Consider the following 18,126-nt stretch of genomic DNA (forward strand, 5'->3'; position numbering starts at 1 on the left):
GTTATCGTCTATACGGAAACGATTGATCTTCAAGGTCATTTATTTACTGCGGTAACGGTTCAATTACCTAAAACAACCTTGCTGACGATTTCGAATGAGCATGGGTACATTATGTGTGGTGCACTCGATGTTGGTCTGTTAAATGAAAAGTTGGCCGATCGCAAAATCATTGCGGGTCGTGCAGTAGGTGTTCGAACGATCGATGACTTACTAAAAGCGCCACTGGAATCTGTCACATACGAAGCGAGAGCGTACGGCATTGAAGAAGGCATGATTGGCGAAGAAGCTTTATTAAAAATGATTTAGTTACATTGTAAGTTCTCAGGTGATGAGCTCCACCCCAAAAAAAGTTCCATGCAAAAAACCGCTCTTTCAATTTCTTGAAAAAGCGGTCTATCTATTTTTATTGACGTGATTACGTACAATTAGATTGCTTTATTATAATAGGAAGCTTTTGACCCTTTACTTCTTTTCACAGCTAGAAGCTCTTCTAATTTTTGAATATATTCACGGTCTGCCGATATTCTTGTAAGGCTTGTTAATAAATATGGTCTTAATCCGGAATTGATTTTTTGGCAACGCGCAAGATTGATCAAATACTTGGCCATCTTAAATGACTTTAAGTGCGTATGTCCATTTTTAAATTCCTTCTTCGTATTGACGACCATAAATTCCTGCTTTCGCCCTTTATAAAAAGGAATAATAATAAACTCATCTTTTTTGAAAATTTGATTCATATTATCCTCATCCTTTTCTCGAATATATTCAAAAACGACCTTTCACATACGGAGAAATAGTGATCACCCCGTTCCTTTTAATGCCCCTCCCGCCTCTCCTTTTTATTGGTCTTACGTTTCCATACCCTATTTACCGCTTACTTTATTCCATGGTTGAATAAAAAAGCACTTTTTTAGGTATTATTAACAGTTCGGATATGTTTTTACATTTAATTAATATAGGATATTACAGAGGAAACGCATTTGACAGGACTATCGCTTGAATTTCACTGAATTTTCTGTAAAATAAAATCAAGTTCTATCCACTACTTGTAATGTTTTGCTCTCACACTACATTTACGAGGATTGGGTTGGGCTTTCTTTATCGTACTCTGCTTGGCAAAATAAACGATAAAGTTCCGCTTATTGGTATTTTACTGGTAAGATAAATGGAATAGACTGAAAAGCCGTACTTATTTTCCGGGAACACTTTAATTATAGAAAAAAGGCTACATTTAAAGTAATTGTTTCTTTTAATGTAGCCTTTTTATTGAATTTTATTATATGAATTTTTTTATTCTACTTGGCTACTAAAAGCGCTGCCGCTTCTTCCAACGTGACCATATTCGTAACCATCGAACAAGCCGCATCAAGAATCGGGAACGCTAATGCAGCACCTGATCCTTCTCCAAGTCGCATATTCATATGCAGCATCGGTTCCAGTCCTAAAAGCTCGGCCGCAATTTTTGCACCTGGCTCTTCCGATAAATGTGACGGTATCAAATATGCTTTCACATTCGGATTTAATTTATAGGCGATTAATGCTGAAACGGTTGAAATGTACCCGTCAACTACGACCGGCACACGGTTCGCTGCTGCTGCAAGGAAGATTCCTGCCATCCCGCAAATCTCAAGTCCGCCTACTTTTGACACTACATCAATCGGATCATCCGCATTCGGCTCATTCAATGCAATTGCTTTTCGAATAACTTCGGCTTTATATTTAATGCCGCCAGCTCCGACACCAGCACCAAAGCCCGTTACTTCCAGCGGATCGCAGCCATGAAGTACCGAAAGCACCGCAGCACTTGGCGTCGTATTCCCTATGCCCATTTCACCTGTACCGATAAGATTGATACCGTTTTGGATCGCTTCTGTTGCGACTTCAATCCCTACTTCAATTGCCTGAATCGCTTCTTCTCGGGTCATCGCTGGACCTTTCGCCATATTGTCTGTCCCGTATTTCACCTTTTTAATAATGACCCCTGCGTCTTGAGGTAAGTCTTCTTTTACTCCGATATCTACCGGAATGACTTGTGCATTCGTGATTTTCGCAATCGTACACATTCCTGTCGTCCCTTTTGGAAAGGAAAGTGTTTGGAATACCGTTGTACCTTGCGGGTTCGGCGTTACCCCTTCCTCATATACTCCGTGGTCTGCAGCCATGACGATCATCGCTTTGTTATCGATTTTCGGCGCAAGCTCACCGGTAATTGTAGCAATTTGCATAGCTAAAGATTCGAGCTTCCCTAAGCTTTGAGGCGGTTTAGCTAATGAGTCTATGTACTGACGTGCTTTGTCTTCCATTTGTCGGTCGATTTCTTGAATTTGTTCAATCGTTTGCTGTAGTAATTTCATGTTTCGTTTCCCCCATTAGAATGAATTTTTGACAATAAAAATAGCCTGCAGTTTATTCGATAACAAATAAACTACAGACATATCCAGTGTCTATAAACAGTAAGCATACTTAGGCAGGTCTCCTGGCTCAGATTCATGATTTCATAGCCCCTTCCCAGATTGACATCCAGTGGGCTTTGCTATGAAACTCCTCTATACAGTGTTGGGATTACGCTAAAGCTTTTCACTTTATTCCCTATTCTCCCTTAACGGGCACCTAATGCTTGATGAATTTAACATTACTTTACTTTGAACCTGTCTTCTCGTCAAGGGGTCTATGCATTCAGCTTCTATACGTCTCCCCAATCGACAACGTTTTCAGTTCCACCTCTTCCAAATCCACGCGCTGCCAATGATTATGCAGCCGGTCAATCGCTTCTTTCGGTGTATCATCCGCCAGCATATAGGCACCGTAATGCATCGGAATAAACACTTTCGCTCCGACATCACAAAACGCCTGGATCGCTTCTTCCGGTGTCACGTGGGAGGCATGCATAAACCATTCCGGCTCATATGCGCCGATTGGCATTAGCGCTGTATGTATGTTGAAGCGTTCGCCAATATCTTTGAAGCCTCTAAAATACCCGCTATCTCCGGCGTAATAAATACTTTGCGCATCCGATGCCGTTTGCAATATGAAGCCGCCCCAATGCGAGGTATTCGTATCCCAAGGCATGCGTCTTGTCCAATGGTTTGCAGGAACGAAATGAATTTCAAGCGCACTTGATTCATGCTTGTCATACCATGATAGCTCGGTAAAGTTGTGCAACTTATGACGCTTCATTAAAGAACCGAGCCCTTCCGGAATAAGAAATAATACGTTGGGATTTCGTTTTTTCAATTTCTTTAACGTCGGTACGTGCAGGTGATCGTAATGCGCGTGTGAAATGAGGACAATATCAATGTCCGGTAATTCATCCAGCCGCAACCCCGGCTCTGCCAACCGTTTCGCTACACCCATCCATTTTGCCCAAACCGGATCCGTTAAAATATTGAGCCCTTCTTTTTGAATTAAAAAGGTCGAGTGGCCGATCCACGTAACGGACTGCTCCGTGCGATTACTTTTTAGAAACGCAATTTGCTTTTCCTCACACTGCGGTACTTCGTAATCGACAACTTTCTTTTGCTTTGATCGCTGCCATTTCAGGACATCTATAAAAGTACCGAGCCGGTCATCTTGGTCTAAATTTGTAAAGCGTTTTCTCATCGCAGCACTCTCCTATTAATAAAGGCTTAAATTCCTCCGCTGATCACCCAGCTGTGGTTTCATTATTATCCTTGCAAAAAAGTAAACAAAAAAACTTAAAAAAGTCCCGAGTACAGTAAAGCTGTTTGATACCGGAATAGATGAAGCGATAACGCTCATGATATTTAATGTGTAAAATACTATTACTCCAATTAACGCAACTGTCATCACTTTATTTTTTCTTGCCAATTGTTTTCGATACAGCGGGCTGCCAATGCCGTTCCCGCTATGCTTTGTCTCTTTAATTTGTTTAACTAAAGCATAAATTAAACATGCAATAATGATTCCAACTACTGCAAATCCAATCATATCATCCATTTCAATTTTCCCCGTTTCACTAATCTCCCAAATAAAACTCCTTTATTTTATACGGTAAGACTTTACTCATAATAATTCCTGCCAAAGCCAAGCCAATCAAAATCACTCCAATTTCCATAAGGTTTTTTAACCATGTGATTTCAATCATATCCGTTATGTTGGATCCACCTATAATGATGAAAACAGCTCCCGCCCATGCCAATAAAAAACCTGCGCCAAATTGTAGCCATTCTTTTTTCGAAAGCTGTTTAAAAACCGCCCTATGCTTATAAAATTTCCGAGTCGCAAAGATTAATAATAACCCTGTTAGAATATATCCAATCATCACAATCCCCCTGTATCTTTTCCTTTTAAAAGTTTGATTGTCGCCCATAACGAGACGATGAACAGCAACAGAAATATGAAAAAAGAAATTCCCGCAAGCCATTTTGCAACGATCGACGGCTGATTAATATATAGCTGTATATTTTTAATTAAAAATCCTATAAACACGGTTTGAGCTAGGATTAAGCTAATACTTACAGAAATCGTCTTTGAATTCTGTGTCATACCCGCTCCCCCCCTTTAGTTATTATTTTACTATGCTAACATATTCTCCTAAAACGAGGTAGTACAGAGTCCGGCTTATAAAACTTACAGCGCCCTTCAACAAATTAAAAAACCGGCATGAATTTCTCCATGCCGGTTTCACCCTATCAACTAAGTACGCTCTCACTTTCCGCATACACTTTCACGCGGTTACGTCCTTCTTCCTTCGCAGCATATAAAGCGGTATCTGCCTTATGCAATAGCTGATACAGTGTTTCCTCTGTCCAGTCCACCACTTCCGCCACACCAATACTTAACGTAACTGAAAGATTCCCTGCTTCTGTCATGAGCGGTGCCTGCTCAACGGCAGTTCGAAGCTGGTTGGCTAGTATTTCACCTTCTGCTTCATTGAAACCTTTCAGCGCAATGACGAATTCTTCCCCGCCGTATCGCGCGAAGAAATGGCTTTCCAGCAGTTGTGTTTTGCAAGCATTTACGACGTGCACGAGCAATTGGTCCCCAATATGATGCCCGTACGTATCATTCACCCGTTTAAAGTGATCGATATCCATTAATAGGGCCGTAAATGGTAAACCTGTTTCCTTAGCTTTCTGAAAATCCTGCTCACTTTGCTGTAGAAATGCACGGCGATTATAAATCTTTGTCAGCTCATCGTAATAAGCTTGCTGCTCCAATTTTTCCTGCAGTCTTTTGATCTCCGTAATATCCGTAAAAACCAGCAACAGACCTTTACTGTTTCTCGCTTGTTCCAGTGAAGTAATACGGACTTGATAAACCCGCTCCGCATGTTCGGAGCATAACCTTACTTCTTGAACGTACTCGATATCGGCCGTTAATTTGAATGGCAGGGCCTCTCCTGTCTGCTCATTCCAAAACTTCACGAAGTTTTTGCCAAACATCGATTTGTTCAAATTAGGCAACATCACTTTGGAAGCTTGATTGAATTCAATAAGCCGGTATGAATCGTCCAATACGATGGCCCCATCATTGATACTATTATAGATTTTATCTTTCGCAATCGGCATAATCCGAAACAGCTGCGATGTGCTGATTGCCCACAAGTATAATAATGAAGAAAGCCATAAAATCATTGGTACCGGATCTACCCCTGGAGGTGTGAATCCGTTCAAATAAAGAAACGCTGTCACTATCGGAACAAGCTGGCCGAACATTAACGCGATCAATTGCGGACGGTATACCTTCGCCGTTTCCTTCCAATGAGAAATCAACAGCAAAAACGCGACAAACATGCTGGCAAATGTGTAGACACCGTGCACCATATACCACATGCCAATCTCCTGATAAACAAAAGGTGCCCCTAAATTCGGGTCCAGTTCAAATACACGATAATGAAGATGATGCCAGTGATTTGTCGCTACCATAATAATTGTAATAATCGGAACAAGAAGTATCAGCATGCTTCTTCTAACCGTCAGCTTAAATCCTAAATAGCTCATGACATACAGTAAACCTAATGTTGCAGATGTAGGCATCCCGATGTAGAGAATGGTATTCCAGAAACTGATTTGTTCGAGCGTCGTCGATATTAAAGTCATAGCCGAAGCAAAACAGTAAATGCTAATGACTGCTGTATATAAAATAAAATAGTTTGCGATATTTGTATATTTATGACGTTTGCTAAAGGCATAGAGACATAAGTACAAATTCAGTACGCCTGACGTGCAAACAAGCGTAATATACATAGTCAATTGCGAACCCATTTTTGGTTCACCCTCTCTTAATTAACACTTTTTCCTTATAATGTAGCACATTTTAAAATATAAATGGATATTTTATTGAGATAATAATGATGGAATGAGGGCTTCCGTCCCAAGACTTCTTTAAGATTTCGACTATAAAAGAATGTGTTGTTTAACAATACCCACTATTAAAAACGGACGCTGATTCCTATTACAGAATCGCGTCCGCTAAAACGCCGATCCGTACGAAATTTCAAGTACGAATCGGCTTTCTTTATTTGAACGTGAGAACCTTCCCACCGTCCTGTTAATTTAATTGAAGCTCCTCTACACGCGCTGCTTGAATATGTTTCCCAATAATGCCATACACAATTGTCATCAACACGACACTTGCAACCATCACTGAAATACTTGGCACAATAAACGCTTTACTCATCGAGAAAATGACTTCTGTACGGAACCAGTTTTGGAACGGTATACCTAGACCTAAAAGTACAGCGAAGAATCCGATTTTCACAACAATAGGTTTCCCTTTCATTTTACCGATCATCGTGTTAATAAATAAACGTAACAGCGCCAATCCTGCTCCGACAAAAAAAAACGTTACTAAATACCCTTTCACCGCTTCATCCAGAATAAACGCTTTCCCCACAAATCCGATTAATATAATACTAGCAATTGCCATTAATAGTTTAGATACTTTACTCATTGTTTGCTTCCTCCTCAAAATTGAACAACTTGTTCATTTCATACTCTTATTTTAAAATGGACGAGTAATGGAAGCAATGCACAATATTCAACATATTGTTGATTTTTATTAAACTTCTCTCCCCAATTCTATTTGAATTGAAATTATAACCGAAAAGTGATAGATTCCAAGTAATAAATATCCATATCCCTTTACTTATAACCCAATATCATACAGAATGATTGTTAAATAGAAGATAAACTTTTATGTTTTAAACATATATAAATCTAAAATGTTATAGGTTACCATTTGAAGGGAGTGCTATTTCATGATTCAAAATACGGTTAAACGTAATAACGTACATATTCGAGGTAAAGGTAAAAAACCTCTAATATTCGCTGCGGGATTTGGTTGCGACCAAACGGTATGGAATGACATTTTCCCTGCTTTTGAAGAGGATTATCAAGTGGTTTTATTTGATTATGTCGGGTTTGGAAATTCAGATATTACAGCTTTTGACCTTGTAAAATATGGAGAACTGTCCGGTTACGTACAGGATCTATTGGATGTTTGTGAAGCGCTCTATTTAAAGGATGCTGTTTTTGTCGGTCACTCGGTAAGTAGTATGATCGGTTTATTGGCTTCGTTAGAGAAACCGGAATATTTTTCACAAATAATCATGATTGCTCCGTCGCCAAGCTATATAAATGATCCGCCTGTATACTACGGTGGTTTTGAAAAGAAGGACTTACTCAATTTAATGGACATGATGGAAAAAAATTATATCGGCTGGGCCAATGCTTTCTCGATTACATTATTAAACAATACGGCAAAAGCAGGTGTGGCAAAAGATTTGGAAGATCGTTTCTGTTCTACCGATCCTTTATTCGCCAATACTTTTGCAAAGGCTTGCTTCTTTACTGATAGTCGTAAAGATGTTCCGAAAGCTACGGTACCTTCCCTTATTTTACAATGCTCGGAAGATGTCATTGCACCAAAGGTAGTTGGCGAGTACTTACATGAGAATATGCCAAACAGCACGATTGTCTATATGAATGCAATCGGTCACTGTCCACATATGAGCGACCCAGAGGAAACCATTCAATTGATTAAAGATTATTTATTGGAGCAATCTGTGCCCCTTATCGGTGAGGGTGTGGGATTTATAAATGGATGAACTCATAGAAAACGCTCCATGCGGGCTTCTCACTCTATCTGCACAAGGTGAAATACTTACTATAAATAAGACAATGCTAAATTTGCTGCACTATCCATCATCTGAGCATCTTATAGGAAAGCATTTTAATGTGCTATTATCTCCTTCCTCTCAGATTTTCTGTCAGCTCTATTTAGTACCAATGATGAAAGTGAAGCAGGCGGTAGAGGAAATGTTCCTGACATTACTATCCGTAATGAAAGAAGAAATTCCTATATTATTAAATGCATCTGTCCATGATAATCATCCGTTTACCTGTGTCATCTTTCCGATCCGTAATCGCAGTGCATTGGAAGACGCGCTCATTAACGCCAGAAAAATGACGGAAGATGCTTATTTAGAAAAAGAGCAGGCCCTTTTGGAATTGGAAAGAAAGCAACAGGATCTCTTGCAGGCCAATCAAATCAACACGAAAATCATGCGCGAAACCGAGCGTGATTTACAGATTGCCAAAAAAGTTCAGGAAACCGCATTAACGAATGACATCACCAATGACAATATTGAGATTCTCTCTTATTACCATGCTTCCAAATCATTATCCGGGGATATTTTTGGATTTTATCAAGTAACGCCCCAAAAATATGCAATTATTTTATTGGATGTGATGGGGCATGGGGTTTCATCGGCCTTAATTACGATGTCCCTTCAATCGATGTTCCAAAAGTTAATATCACGGGAAGCTGCGCCTGAAAAGGTATTGCAGGAGCTGGACCAATACTTGCACGATTTATTTCAAAATAACCAGGATGCATGGCATTACTGTACAGCAATCTATTTAAATATTGATATTCGTACACAGACGATTGAATATATCAATGCTGGTCATCCCCCTGCCATCCTGCAGGTAGACAACAATGGTGTACAGCAAGAGCTAGGTGCAACCAATCCGCCATTAGGAACATTCGAAAACATACTTTTTAAATCGAGAACTTTGCACTATGAACGCGGGACAAAAATTCTTTTGTACACAGATGGCGTTTCGGAAGCATTTGAATGTAACACTTTAAATGATTTATTGAACGAATCCATCTCCTGTCCATTGGCACAGACAAAAGAGACCATACAGAGTGCCCTCGAAAACAAGGAAACGATTTATAGTAAATACAATAACGATGACCAGTGTTTTATTTTGGTTGGGTTGTGATAAAAAACAGTGGGAGAAGCTTCCCGCTGTTTTTCTATTTTCCTACTAAGACTGTGACTCTTGCCCGTGGAGGTGTTTATATGAAGAAATTAATTTTAATATTTAGTTTCATTTTTTTTACTGCTTGTTCAAATGAAACATATTCTATTTACGGAGAAATCTCTTCAATTGAAGAAGATAGCATCAATGTTGGGTGTTCAGATCTAGTTAGAAAATCGAATAACAGTAATGATGACATAGGCTATTCTTGTACTATAAAAATAACCGACGAAACGATTATTAAGACTCAAGCTGGTGATGCATTAACATTTGATGAATTATATAAAAATAATGCGGTTTCAGTATATTTTGAAGAGCCAATAACAAGTGTCGATTCCGAAAGACTAACATTTGAAGCTAAAGAGATAACAGTATTTGAAAGTAAGGAATAGAAGGGTTTTGAACAAAGAGGAACAATTCTGAATCCCTTTCTACAATACACTGTTCCATATTTTTTGACCTTCGATAATTCCGATTATTCTTCTTTCGTAATCAAACTCTATAATATAAGTGATTTCGTAATTCATTATAACAAACTAAATTAAAGAGCAACAAACGTTGATTTAATAACGTTTGTTGTTTTCCAGGGATTACCGGGTTACATATAAATGCTGCTAGATTAACTAATAAGTAGTTAATTTAACTGCTTTTTGAGCCGAGTAAATCCAGCGTTGCCACCAGGACAGGTTATCCTGATATTCTTCCACATTTAGAGTGTAGAGGGCATCTTCGTTTTTCCAAATCCGTTCAAAATATTGTTCCATATCCAAGACGAGCGCGCTATCATTTGGAGCAAGGATTCGTACATTATTTTCTAAATTGTAATTATCCAATGTACGTTCCGTATAATTGGAAGAACCGCTTGAAATGATTGTTTGTTCCGCTGTTTGAATCCAGATGGCTTTTGTATGGTATTGGCCGACTATGGTATTGTACCAGCGAATGTTGATTTGTTCATTTGTATCTTCAAGCAGCTCGTTCACAACCGGCCGATTCGGCAGACCGGACTTTTCCTGGCCAAATGAGTTTTCGTTTGGATCTAGTATCATATTCACTTCCACGCCACGGTTTACTGCATCTGTTAAAGCGTTCACAATGCCGCGCTGTGCAATAAAGAACATGCCAACCCAAATTTTATCTCCCTCTTTTGTCGCCTCCAGATCTTCAAGTAAGGCATCCAAAACTTTCTTCTCGGTCAAATACTGTACCGCATACTGGCCGTCATCTTGCTGGGGAATCTCCGCCCTCGGCAATTTTGGACCATCCGACATGAGCGACACCGCTTCTTCTGCCTCCAGAATATCGTTTATGACGGGCCCCGTTACTTTCAAAGCAAGATTTCCGTGGAAGCCACTTGCATCATGCGGGTTTGATGAAGTAATAATCGCTTCCTTTTCCGAAACTGCTGCTTTGCGGTGGTTGGCTTTCACGTTGAGCAGTTCCAAATAGGAGGATGCGGTCATTTTTGGTGCTTTGCTCGACATGGCGTTGGCAATCCATCCTTCGCCATCACGGTCGAACCATTGAAAAAATAATCGGTATAAGCCTGAATAAATCGGCGTGGAATCCCTCAGTGGTTCCAAATCGGTATAAACAATTTCTACTCCGGCTTCACGCATCTTCTTGAACCATGGCGTTTCATAGGAACCATAGCCCTTATTTAGCGGATCGGTGATAAAAATAACCGGCATATCCGGATTGTTTTTCTTTTTCTCGGCAAGCTTGTCAGAGAGACTATCTGCGATTTGCGGGAAATCTTCTTTTTCATCGAAATACCCATCCATCAAGAAGAAATCCATCACGACAAACTGTTCGGCTTCTTCAATCAATGTATAAACTTCATCAAATATATGATTCTCATGTTTTCGATCCGTTCCATCTTGGTCTTGCGCATAAGTTAAATCCGTGATCATTTCAATATTGTCTGTTCTATGTAAGTCCCCTTCATAGGAAATATCTTTCGGCAACGGTTTATATGTATGCCATAACATTACCCCTATATATAGTAAAATCAAAAGAAGTATAAGAACCCTTATAACCTTTTTTCTGCGACTCAAGCTGTTCCATTTCTTCTGAACTTTTTCCATTGAAATTCCCCCAGTACTGTTGTACTTCAAGTTCCCGCGAACAAGCAAAGTTAAACAGCGCTTGCTTGTGTGGGGGCTGGGATTTTCAGAGGAGTTTTAAGTTTAGTGCCACGGAAAAAGTCTGTTTTTAATTACTATCAAGTCCGATGCTGAAATTCATTCAAGAGTAGGATCAGGTAACATTAAATCATCCTCTGCTAGTTGAAGAAATGTCTGATAGTCGCTGTATTCACTCTTTAGCTCTCTATATGCCTGTTCCCTTTGTTCACGTGTTGTTGCTTCCATATATTTATCAAAACTAAGAGCAAAGTCTATTCTTGCTTCATTGTATTTATAGAAATACCTATCATGGATCTTTTGTTCAGTTGAAAGCCCTACACCTGTTTTATTAAAAATTGTTGAAAACCTAACATTTATGTTCCCAAGCATTTCTTTTCGTTCATCCTCTTCATAATTATCAGCATTCTCATGAAATTCGATTACTTCTGCAATTGGAGAAACCAATAATTCTAATGAATAGTATGGAATTTGTCGGTATTCAAGAATCGTTCGATGCTGCTGATACATAAACGTAATAATGTAAATTCCAATAATTCCAGCAATCACAAGTTTCAATTTTTTCATTCTAGTCACCTCACTATTAAAAGTATAACACTGGCTGAAGAGAAACTAGTTGAGCCTTTTGATTGAACAATTTTAGAGGAAGCATAATGTTCGAATAAAAAAACGGTTAATGCTGCTACAACAACGTGTAAAGATATCCTTCCCCCTCTCCATTGAATCATAGCCCACCATCACATTAGTTGAAGTGCATATTTGGGAACTTTATTTCTCTTATCGTATTAAATGTCTAATTTTTGAAAAACAAAATTCCGAAAATAAGAGATACCACACAGAAACCCAATTAAAACAATCGCTGATGCTTTTCTCCAAAAACCGCTTTCGCTATACCAAGAAGCTAGTGCTGAAGCTAAATATTTAATATAAATTCAATTATCTTAAACTTGACAGAGAATAATCTAAGTATTAATATTTTATATATTATAAATAGAGTTTTCTCCTTAGTTTGGTAGTCAATATTTTGGATATTGATTATCCATTCAAAAAGGAATTAGAATAATAATTTTAAATAATAGGTAGACATTTTAAAAAACCTAGATTAGGTTAGTTAAAAGTAAACCGACAATTTTAAAAGTAAATGGTTTGATATTTGAAACCATTATTTTTTGATTGTCGGTTTTTTTATTTTTTAGAAATGAAAGCTATGGACTTGTTAGAAATGGTGCAGAGAAATAATATTTATATATGCCATATGGGAGAAACTAGAGGTAACACAGACTATAAAATAAATATATAACGATTAATTGTGGAATGGAAGGGATGGAAGTCACGATGAATAAAACAAAGGGTGCTCTTGAAGCCGAAATCAGTAAAGTGTTAACTAATTGGGAGAAAAGTTATCTAGGACGCGGTTCCGTATCGGTTAAATCAGATATCTTGAGAGATATGGTGGTTGTTGTGTTAGGGGGGGTCTTAACACCTGCTGAATATGCAGTATGCCAAGATAAAGAGGGCCTATTATCAGTTAAAAAAATGCGAAATAGCTTGGTGGAATCGGGTGTAGAAGAAATAAAAGAAGCAATACTAACCATAACAGGTATGGAAGTTGTGAGTTTTTATAGTGATTTGAGCACAATAACTGGGGAACGCATTATGGTCTTTAAGCTTTCAGAGGATTTGCAAAGTAAATTATGATGTAACAATTGAATGTAGTCATTTCTCTAGAATCGTTTCAAGAAGTTAATGTAATAATGAATTAATAGTCTTCTGGGGAAAGAAAAGATTTATATCCCTCATTATAATAGCGAATAAAGGAGGATTAAATTGTTATGGATAATAGTAAAACATCAGTACCTCAATTAGATACAAAACTTAAAAACCATCTTGAAATTTTCGATAATGAAATCCATCTAAATATAAAGGAAACGATAGCTAAAAATAAGGAAATAATAGAGAAAAATCGCGAAATTCTATCCTTTAAAATTGCCGACGATTCAAAGAAAATAATAGAATGAGTTTTTCTTTCTTCCTAAACAATTGAATAAAACACCGCATAATATTCCACACAAAAATCCACAAACAATGATTTAAAAGCGTTTGTGGATTTTTTTGGATTCTCAAACTTTCATTTAGGAACGTTATTTTGTAAAGAACTGTATAATTTTGTCAAAGTGCAATATTATATTTTGCAATGGGCTTAATTGAACCGATTGTTAATACATTGATTTAATTATAGTTATCGAAGTATTTCCCCTTTTCAATAATTTTTTCTGTACTTAATCCTGTCCATTCTTCTGGAGTTAGATTTGGGTGTAAGTCGAGGTAGGATTTAATCATTTTATAGCCTTCACTATACCCATAAAATAAAGGCAGCCCTTTACCACCATATAAGATTTCTAAAGAACGATTTATATCTTTACTGTTTAAATCAGGTTCAATTTTAGACCAAAATTCATTATTATAAGTGAAATCCATTTGTGTAATTTCAATATCAGGATATACAGTTTTTTCAAACATAACAGCTTTTCCTTCAAATATAAGATTATCTAAGACTGAACCTGAATGAGTACTTAAATAACTTTCTGCCCAAGTACTATGATGATATTCATGTGCTAAAGCAACCTTTATAAAATCATCTTCAAAGTATTCATTATAAGGAATCAGAATTTTACCAGCACCTACCGTATACATAACAACATTGGAATTACTAGATGGAAAGACACATACTGCTACGTCACTTTCAGATTGTAGTAGCTTAGCGGATTGAAGTAGTGCATCTTGAATAAGTGCATTTATGTCATCTTTTTTACTTTCAATTAATTCACTTACAATTTTTAATTCGGTTAAACTAGTTGGAGCCTTATTAAGAACGGAATCTACTATATGTATGAACTCTCCATTTTCAAAACAGTCGCTGTAAACAGGTTGGATAACCTCCTCCTTGTATAATTCCAAGTTTGATTGGCTTGTATAATTTTTTACTTTTTCAAGGTAGCTATCAAATAAAGTATTAACATGGACTATTTTAAACTTTTGATTGGTATCAGAGTTCTCAAATAAATATAATAATTCTTTCTCATCAAAAATTTCTTCCTTCTCACTTCTATCCGTTTGTGTGCAAGCTGATAGAGTAAATAAAAGTACAATAAATTTCAAGATATTTTTCAAATTGTTCTCACCTCACCCATTATGGATAATTATACCAAATATTAGTAATACATATTAGAATGTAATAAATAGTATAAAAGTTGCTTTAGTAACGTTTCTGCGACTTTCATAAAATTCGGTACAAACAATATTTCAATAAAAAAACGGTAAACGTTGTTGTAGTAACGTTTACCGTTTTTTCTTATGCCCATAATCTTTTGTGAACTTTTATTAGATTTATTTTGTAGATTTTGTGCTACTTTTAACTGTAATAAATCTAATAAACAAAGGTAATAGGAAAGTAAGTGTAACAATAAAAAATAACTCATCAGACATTATAAATGAACAATACTTTCTATGGGCAAATTGAAATGCCGCATCCGGAAGCTAATATATCAAAAGCAACGGCTATATCGTAACGTTTCAACTCCTGAAAGAAAATCTTTGTTGTTAATTGTCATTTATTCAAATTTATATAAATGATGCTAGCAAAAAAATAAGACTAATCCATACACAAAGAGGTGAATAGAAGGCGGTATCTTGTTTTGCGAATCTAGTATGTTTTATTTTCTTGAAAAAACCTACATATTTTCCTTCACCAATAGCACGTAATAAGAAAACAATTCCTCCAGTTATACAAAGCCACTTTGAAAGGGGGGAGGGTTGGATGACTGTAAATAAATCTATTTGAACTAATAGTAGAACAGATGCAAAAAAGCAAAATAAACCGATCAAAAGTGTACCTAACATTCTTGGTTGTAAAACTGGCAATTTACTGTCATCTTTAGTCGGAAGAACCGCTTTTACTCCCCAACCTCCACCAAATGCCCAAAAAACGTGTAACATGCCAATAATTATAAATATTAGAGAAGTTACTCCTATTAATATCTTAAACAATTTACCACCTCTTCTTATGTTATCGTCCTCAGTATCTAAATTGGTGATATCATTAGTGCATTCATTTTATTACACTTTATTCCATTTCATTCCATAACGCTAGATGATCGTTGAGTTTATTTAACTAACGGATCAGTTAGTTGAAGAATCGTCTTTAGATGTTATTCAACAATCGGGCCATATTGTTGAATAACACTTTTAAAGATAAAAAATGTTACTCAAGTTTTTATGCAAATTTATGAACAAGCTTCTGCGAGTATAAACGTTGCAACTTCAACAATTTATACCAAATGTATAGTAAACTGTATAATCGTTCAAGCGCAACGGTACAAATGTTGATTTAACAACATTCGTGCCTTTGTGGTGTATGCCCAAACTTTCATTTGGGAACCTTTTTTGAATCTGTTATACATATAAATTTTCTACTTAATCATAAAGATGAGGCGTCCCAAAATGACTTCTCGGACGCCTCTTTAAATTTGTATGGATGCCTGGAACTGATAAATCAAAAATTAATTTAAAATCTTTACTTTTCCACTGATTGCATCATCTTCTGTGGAAGTAGAGAAAACTTGGATGAAAAGCTCACTCTCTAAAAAAGATGCACCTGTATAATTAATTTCTCCCGTACCATCATCATTTCCATATGCAGAATTCCAGTGATAACGGTTCCCCTCCGCATCAAAAAGATTAATATTCGGTGATTGATCAGATGAAAAACCACTATAATAAATGGTTGTAGAAATCGGAGTTGTTACGATTCGATCAATTACAAATTGCTCGTCATTTTGTAATTGTATTGTTTGGTGTAAATCATGCACCGCTGTTTTATTTTGTACAGTAAGCTGAGAAGCCTTTATGTCAAATACCCACGGCTGTTCAAGTGTTTCACCTTCTAGCGTTTTTGTCTGTGGGGTATGCATTTCGTCATACATAATTTGTATATCAAAATTGGCAGCAGCTACTGGCTCAGCTAATGTAATCTCATTATAAATTGTATACATTGAACTGTTTTGTGCAATCGATTGTGCTGATATACCTTTCGCTTCAACTTTTTCACCATTAATAATGACAGTAGGCTTTAATTGATGTCGATAAGAAAAAACGGTCTCTTCATTTTTATCAAACGTTGCACTAATCATTATTTTATCGTAATTAACAAGCACTTCATTTAATGTTAAATCGCCCATTTCTGTCGTACGCGTTTCACCAATCACTGTTTTGTAAGGTGACCAATCCACTTGCTCAGTTACTTGCCAATCTTCTAACAATGCTGCTATGAACGGCATATTGGCAATCGTTTGATGATTCATAGCTAATAAGCCGATTGCCAGAGTAGCTGCTGCAACGCCCATCCCTTTATGGGACTTCACTAATTTCAACTTCTTTTTCACGAGTTTTTGTACACGCTTTTTCTCATAATTGGTGAGCGGTGACACGTCAAATTCACTTAAATCAATAGTTACTTCATTTAACTCTTTATAAATGCTCATCTTTACACCCGCCCTTTTAAAAATTGATCTTTTAGTTTTTTTCTAGTTCGTGATAATTTATTGTGGACCCAGGATGGTTTCATTTGAAATTGATCTGCTATTTCTGTCGTTGATTTCCCTTTAAAATAGTAGCTATCAAAAATTTGGCGTTCTTCAATAGGTAAACTATTCAGTACTATTTGCCAGTCGATTTGTTTAGATTCTAGCAAAGGTAAATTATCTTGTAGCTCTGCTGTAGGAACTTGTCGCTCTAATTTTCGTAAAACATCGATTGCTTTAAATTTCGCAATGGCTGCTACCCAATTTTTGAACGTGTTTTTCCCCGAATCAAAGTCGTAGATATGATACCAAATAGCAATTGTTATATCTGCCATTGTTTCCTCTAATTCTTGAGGTCTACTAGCCAGATATTTGAGCGCAATAGCTTTCATGAGTCCCCCGTATTATTCAAGTAACAATTTAATGCCTTTTTCTTGTTTGGATTTAATTAATGAAATTATTTTCTCGTCCATATGACACCTCATTTCAAAACGTTTTTCGCGAAAGATCCGTTCACTCTATCATTCGTTTTGAATTTCAAAACCTATCATAACCTTTTTAAATATTAGATTTATTGCTTATTCCACTTTGAATGTAACAGCTTAATTCTAAATGGAAAAGCACAGTCTTTTCTAATAACGAATCTGGATTTGACCAAAAAACATTCATGTAAGAAGTATTTCGATTATTCCGAAGAATACGCTGATGAAGAAGCAGTAAAAGAAATCGGCACTGTAAACGACGCAATCACTGTATCTTCGGATAGACAGAACCAATATTCAAATGAAGATACAGTTGTATTGCCAGTAGATGTCGATGAAAGTAAAACAGATTAAGTAAAAAATGAAAAAGACATTTGAAGTCAAAAGTCTAGAGGAATCTTAGAACTAAATTATATTTAAAAACACAACCATGTTTTACCATAGCTGTGTTTGAAACATTCCCAAAGCGAAGTTTGGGAGTATTGCTGTTCATAACCTTATAATGGCATTCGTTATTCCACAAAACCAGCTAATAGTTGTCAATAATTTTCATTAAAAATAATAAAAATATCATGTTATACTAAATTTGTGCATGCCAAATAACCGTCCAAATTCTTGATTTGGAAAG

The 18,126-nt window shown here is 36.8% G+C and carries 21 protein-coding genes and 1 riboswitch; of the genes, 7 read left to right on the plus strand and 14 right to left on the minus strand.

Annotation, left to right across the window (positions count from 1 at the left end):
• The first annotated feature begins 3 nt into the window (after positions 1-3).
• Positions 4-306, plus strand: coding sequence for a YunC family protein (locus M3166_RS12695; RefSeq protein ID WP_065216841.1), 303 nt, complete (start codon positions 4-6; stop codon positions 304-306).
• A 119-nt stretch (positions 307-425) separates the two neighbouring features.
• Here the strand turns inward: M3166_RS12695 and M3166_RS12700 are convergent, their stop codons facing one another.
• The 8 genes from M3166_RS12700 to M3166_RS12735 form a co-directional block, all read right to left on the minus strand.
• Positions 426-737 carry a hypothetical protein gene (locus M3166_RS12700; RefSeq protein ID WP_008405307.1) on the minus strand — a complete coding sequence of 104 codons (312 nt, stop codon included), beginning with the start codon at positions 735-737 and terminating at the stop codon, positions 426-428.
• 558 nt (positions 738-1,295) lie between these two features.
• A complete protein-coding gene (gene cobT, locus M3166_RS12705) occupies positions 1,296-2,354 on the minus strand; it encodes a nicotinate-nucleotide--dimethylbenzimidazole phosphoribosyltransferase (RefSeq protein ID WP_251690210.1) in 1,059 nt (352 codons plus the stop codon).
• A gap of 95 nt (positions 2,355-2,449) precedes the next feature.
• A riboswitch (cobalamin riboswitch) is annotated at positions 2,450-2,629 on the minus strand.
• Positions 2,630-2,676: 47 nt separating this feature from the next.
• Positions 2,677-3,600 (minus strand): MBL fold metallo-hydrolase, encoded by a 924-nt coding sequence (locus tag M3166_RS12710; RefSeq protein ID WP_251690211.1) that lies wholly within the window; start codon positions 3,598-3,600, stop codon positions 2,677-2,679.
• Positions 3,601-3,615: 15 nt separating this feature from the next.
• The gene (locus M3166_RS12715) at positions 3,616-3,957 is read right to left on the minus strand and encodes a 4-aminobutyrate aminotransferase (RefSeq protein ID WP_251690212.1); all 342 of its coding nucleotides are present in this window, start codon (positions 3,955-3,957) and stop codon (positions 3,616-3,618) included.
• 19 nt (positions 3,958-3,976) lie between these two features.
• Positions 3,977-4,282, minus strand: a complete 306-nt coding sequence (locus tag M3166_RS12720) for a hypothetical protein (RefSeq protein WP_251690213.1) — start codon at positions 4,280-4,282, stop codon at positions 3,977-3,979.
• Entirely contained in the window at positions 4,282-4,506 is a 225-nt protein-coding gene (locus M3166_RS12725; RefSeq protein ID WP_251690214.1) for a hypothetical protein, read from the minus strand. The genes M3166_RS12720 and M3166_RS12725 overlap by 1 nt, the downstream gene beginning before the upstream one ends.
• Positions 4,507-4,652: 146 nt before the next feature.
• Positions 4,653-6,227: a histidine kinase N-terminal 7TM domain-containing diguanylate cyclase gene (locus tag M3166_RS12730; protein ID WP_251690215.1), complete on the minus strand. Its 1,575-nt coding sequence runs from the start codon at positions 6,225-6,227 to the stop codon at positions 4,653-4,655.
• A gap of 286 nt (positions 6,228-6,513) precedes the next feature.
• Complete coding sequence (locus M3166_RS12735) at positions 6,514-6,915, minus strand: MFS transporter permease (protein WP_251690216.1); 402 nt, start codon at positions 6,913-6,915, stop codon at positions 6,514-6,516.
• A gap of 307 nt (positions 6,916-7,222) precedes the next feature.
• Between M3166_RS12735 and M3166_RS12740 the strand changes: the two genes are divergently transcribed.
• The 3 genes from M3166_RS12740 (at position 7,223) to M3166_RS12750 (ending at position 9,685) form a co-directional block, all read left to right on the plus strand.
• Positions 7,223-8,071 (plus strand): alpha/beta fold hydrolase, encoded by an 849-nt coding sequence (locus M3166_RS12740; protein ID WP_251690217.1) that lies wholly within the window; start codon positions 7,223-7,225, stop codon positions 8,069-8,071.
• Positions 8,064-9,254, plus strand: coding sequence for a SpoIIE family protein phosphatase (locus M3166_RS12745; protein ID WP_251690218.1), 1,191 nt, complete (start codon positions 8,064-8,066; stop codon positions 9,252-9,254). Before M3166_RS12740 ends, M3166_RS12745 begins: the two co-directional genes overlap by 8 nt.
• Positions 9,255-9,334: 80 nt before the next feature.
• Positions 9,335-9,685: a hypothetical protein gene (locus M3166_RS12750; protein ID WP_251690219.1), complete on the plus strand. Its 351-nt coding sequence runs from the start codon at positions 9,335-9,337 to the stop codon at positions 9,683-9,685.
• Between the two features lie 231 nt (positions 9,686-9,916).
• Here M3166_RS12750 and M3166_RS12755 read toward each other — a convergent pair whose 3' ends face one another.
• Together M3166_RS12755 and M3166_RS12760 are read right to left on the minus strand one after the other, a co-directional pair.
• Positions 9,917-11,380, minus strand: a complete 1,464-nt coding sequence (locus tag M3166_RS12755) for a phospholipase D family protein (RefSeq protein ID WP_251690220.1) — start codon at positions 11,378-11,380, stop codon at positions 9,917-9,919.
• Between the two features lie 156 nt (positions 11,381-11,536).
• Positions 11,537-12,004, minus strand: a complete 468-nt coding sequence (locus M3166_RS12760; protein WP_251690221.1) for a hypothetical protein — start codon at positions 12,002-12,004, stop codon at positions 11,537-11,539.
• 768 nt (positions 12,005-12,772) lie between these two features.
• Between M3166_RS12760 and M3166_RS12765 the strand changes: the two genes are divergently transcribed.
• Both M3166_RS12765 and M3166_RS12770 read left to right on the plus strand, forming a co-directional pair.
• Positions 12,773-13,135: a DUF2294 domain-containing protein gene (locus M3166_RS12765; RefSeq protein WP_251690222.1), complete on the plus strand. Its 363-nt coding sequence runs from the start codon at positions 12,773-12,775 to the stop codon at positions 13,133-13,135.
• A 134-nt stretch (positions 13,136-13,269) separates the two neighbouring features.
• Positions 13,270-13,455 carry a multidrug transporter gene (locus tag M3166_RS12770; protein ID WP_251690223.1) on the plus strand — a complete coding sequence of 62 codons (186 nt, stop codon included), beginning with the start codon at positions 13,270-13,272 and terminating at the stop codon, positions 13,453-13,455.
• 211 nt (positions 13,456-13,666) lie between these two features.
• Here M3166_RS12770 and M3166_RS12775 read toward each other — a convergent pair whose 3' ends face one another.
• The 4 genes from M3166_RS12775 to M3166_RS12790 all read right to left on the minus strand — a co-directional run bounded on the left by M3166_RS12775 (position 13,667) and on the right by M3166_RS12790 (position 17,408).
• Positions 13,667-14,608 (minus strand): DUF2268 domain-containing putative Zn-dependent protease, encoded by a 942-nt coding sequence (locus M3166_RS12775; protein WP_251690224.1) that lies wholly within the window; start codon positions 14,606-14,608, stop codon positions 13,667-13,669.
• A gap of 450 nt (positions 14,609-15,058) precedes the next feature.
• The gene (locus tag M3166_RS12780) at positions 15,059-15,484 is read right to left on the minus strand and encodes a DUF3995 domain-containing protein (protein ID WP_251690225.1); all 426 of its coding nucleotides are present in this window, start codon (positions 15,482-15,484) and stop codon (positions 15,059-15,061) included.
• Positions 15,485-15,996: 512 nt separating this feature from the next.
• Entirely contained in the window at positions 15,997-16,977 is a 981-nt protein-coding gene (locus M3166_RS12785; protein ID WP_251690226.1) for a DUF5643 domain-containing protein, read from the minus strand.
• Between the two features lie 2 nt (positions 16,978-16,979).
• The gene (locus M3166_RS12790; protein WP_251690227.1) at positions 16,980-17,408 is read right to left on the minus strand and encodes a sigma-70 family RNA polymerase sigma factor; all 429 of its coding nucleotides are present in this window, start codon (positions 17,406-17,408) and stop codon (positions 16,980-16,982) included.
• Positions 17,409-17,666: 258 nt separating this feature from the next.
• Between M3166_RS12790 and M3166_RS12795 the strand changes: the two genes are divergently transcribed.
• Entirely contained in the window at positions 17,667-17,852 is a 186-nt protein-coding gene (locus tag M3166_RS12795) for a hypothetical protein (RefSeq protein ID WP_251690228.1), read from the plus strand.
• The last annotated feature ends 274 nt before the right edge of the window (positions 17,853-18,126 follow it).

The organism is Solibacillus isronensis, from assembly GCF_023715405.1.
Classification (GTDB): Bacteria; Bacillota; Bacilli; order Bacillales_A; family Planococcaceae; genus Solibacillus; species Solibacillus isronensis_B.

What these genes read in the sequence shown, in the direction of transcription:
- M3166_RS12700 (WP_008405307.1), bottom strand. Translation starts at nt 737, where the DNA reads ATGAATCAAATTTTCAAAAAAGATGAGTTTATTATTATTCCTTTTTAT.
- cobT (WP_251690210.1), bottom strand. Translation starts at nt 2,354, where the DNA reads ATGAAATTACTACAGCAAACGATTGAACAAATTCAAGAAATCGACCGA.
- M3166_RS12710 (WP_251690211.1), bottom strand. Translation starts at nt 3,600, where the DNA reads ATGAGAAAACGCTTTACAAATTTAGACCAAGATGACCGGCTCGGTACT.
- M3166_RS12715 (WP_251690212.1), bottom strand. Translation starts at nt 3,957, where the DNA reads ATGGATGATATGATTGGATTTGCAGTAGTTGGAATCATTATTGCATGT.
- M3166_RS12720 (WP_251690213.1), bottom strand. Translation starts at nt 4,282, where the DNA reads ATGATTGGATATATTCTAACAGGGTTATTATTAATCTTTGCGACTCGG.
- M3166_RS12725 (WP_251690214.1), bottom strand. Translation starts at nt 4,506, where the DNA reads ATGACACAGAATTCAAAGACGATTTCTGTAAGTATTAGCTTAATCCTA.
- M3166_RS12730 (WP_251690215.1), bottom strand. Translation starts at nt 6,227, where the DNA reads ATGGGTTCGCAATTGACTATGTATATTACGCTTGTTTGCACGTCAGGC.
- M3166_RS12735 (WP_251690216.1), bottom strand. Translation starts at nt 6,915, where the DNA reads ATGAGTAAAGTATCTAAACTATTAATGGCAATTGCTAGTATTATATTA.
- M3166_RS12740 (WP_251690217.1), top strand. Translation starts at nt 7,223, where the DNA reads ATGATTCAAAATACGGTTAAACGTAATAACGTACATATTCGAGGTAAA.
- M3166_RS12745 (WP_251690218.1), top strand. Translation starts at nt 8,064, where the DNA reads ATGGATGAACTCATAGAAAACGCTCCATGCGGGCTTCTCACTCTATCT.
- M3166_RS12750 (WP_251690219.1), top strand. Translation starts at nt 9,335, where the DNA reads ATGAAGAAATTAATTTTAATATTTAGTTTCATTTTTTTTACTGCTTGT.
- M3166_RS12755 (WP_251690220.1), bottom strand. Translation starts at nt 11,380, where the DNA reads ATGGAAAAAGTTCAGAAGAAATGGAACAGCTTGAGTCGCAGAAAAAAG.
- M3166_RS12760 (WP_251690221.1), bottom strand. Translation starts at nt 12,004, where the DNA reads ATGAAAAAATTGAAACTTGTGATTGCTGGAATTATTGGAATTTACATT.
- M3166_RS12765 (WP_251690222.1), top strand. Translation starts at nt 12,773, where the DNA reads ATGAATAAAACAAAGGGTGCTCTTGAAGCCGAAATCAGTAAAGTGTTA.
- M3166_RS12770 (WP_251690223.1), top strand. Translation starts at nt 13,270, where the DNA reads ATGGATAATAGTAAAACATCAGTACCTCAATTAGATACAAAACTTAAA.
- M3166_RS12785 (WP_251690226.1), bottom strand. Translation starts at nt 16,977, where the DNA reads ATGAGCATTTATAAAGAGTTAAATGAAGTAACTATTGATTTAAGTGAA.
- M3166_RS12790 (WP_251690227.1), bottom strand. Translation starts at nt 17,408, where the DNA reads ATGAAAGCTATTGCGCTCAAATATCTGGCTAGTAGACCTCAAGAATTA.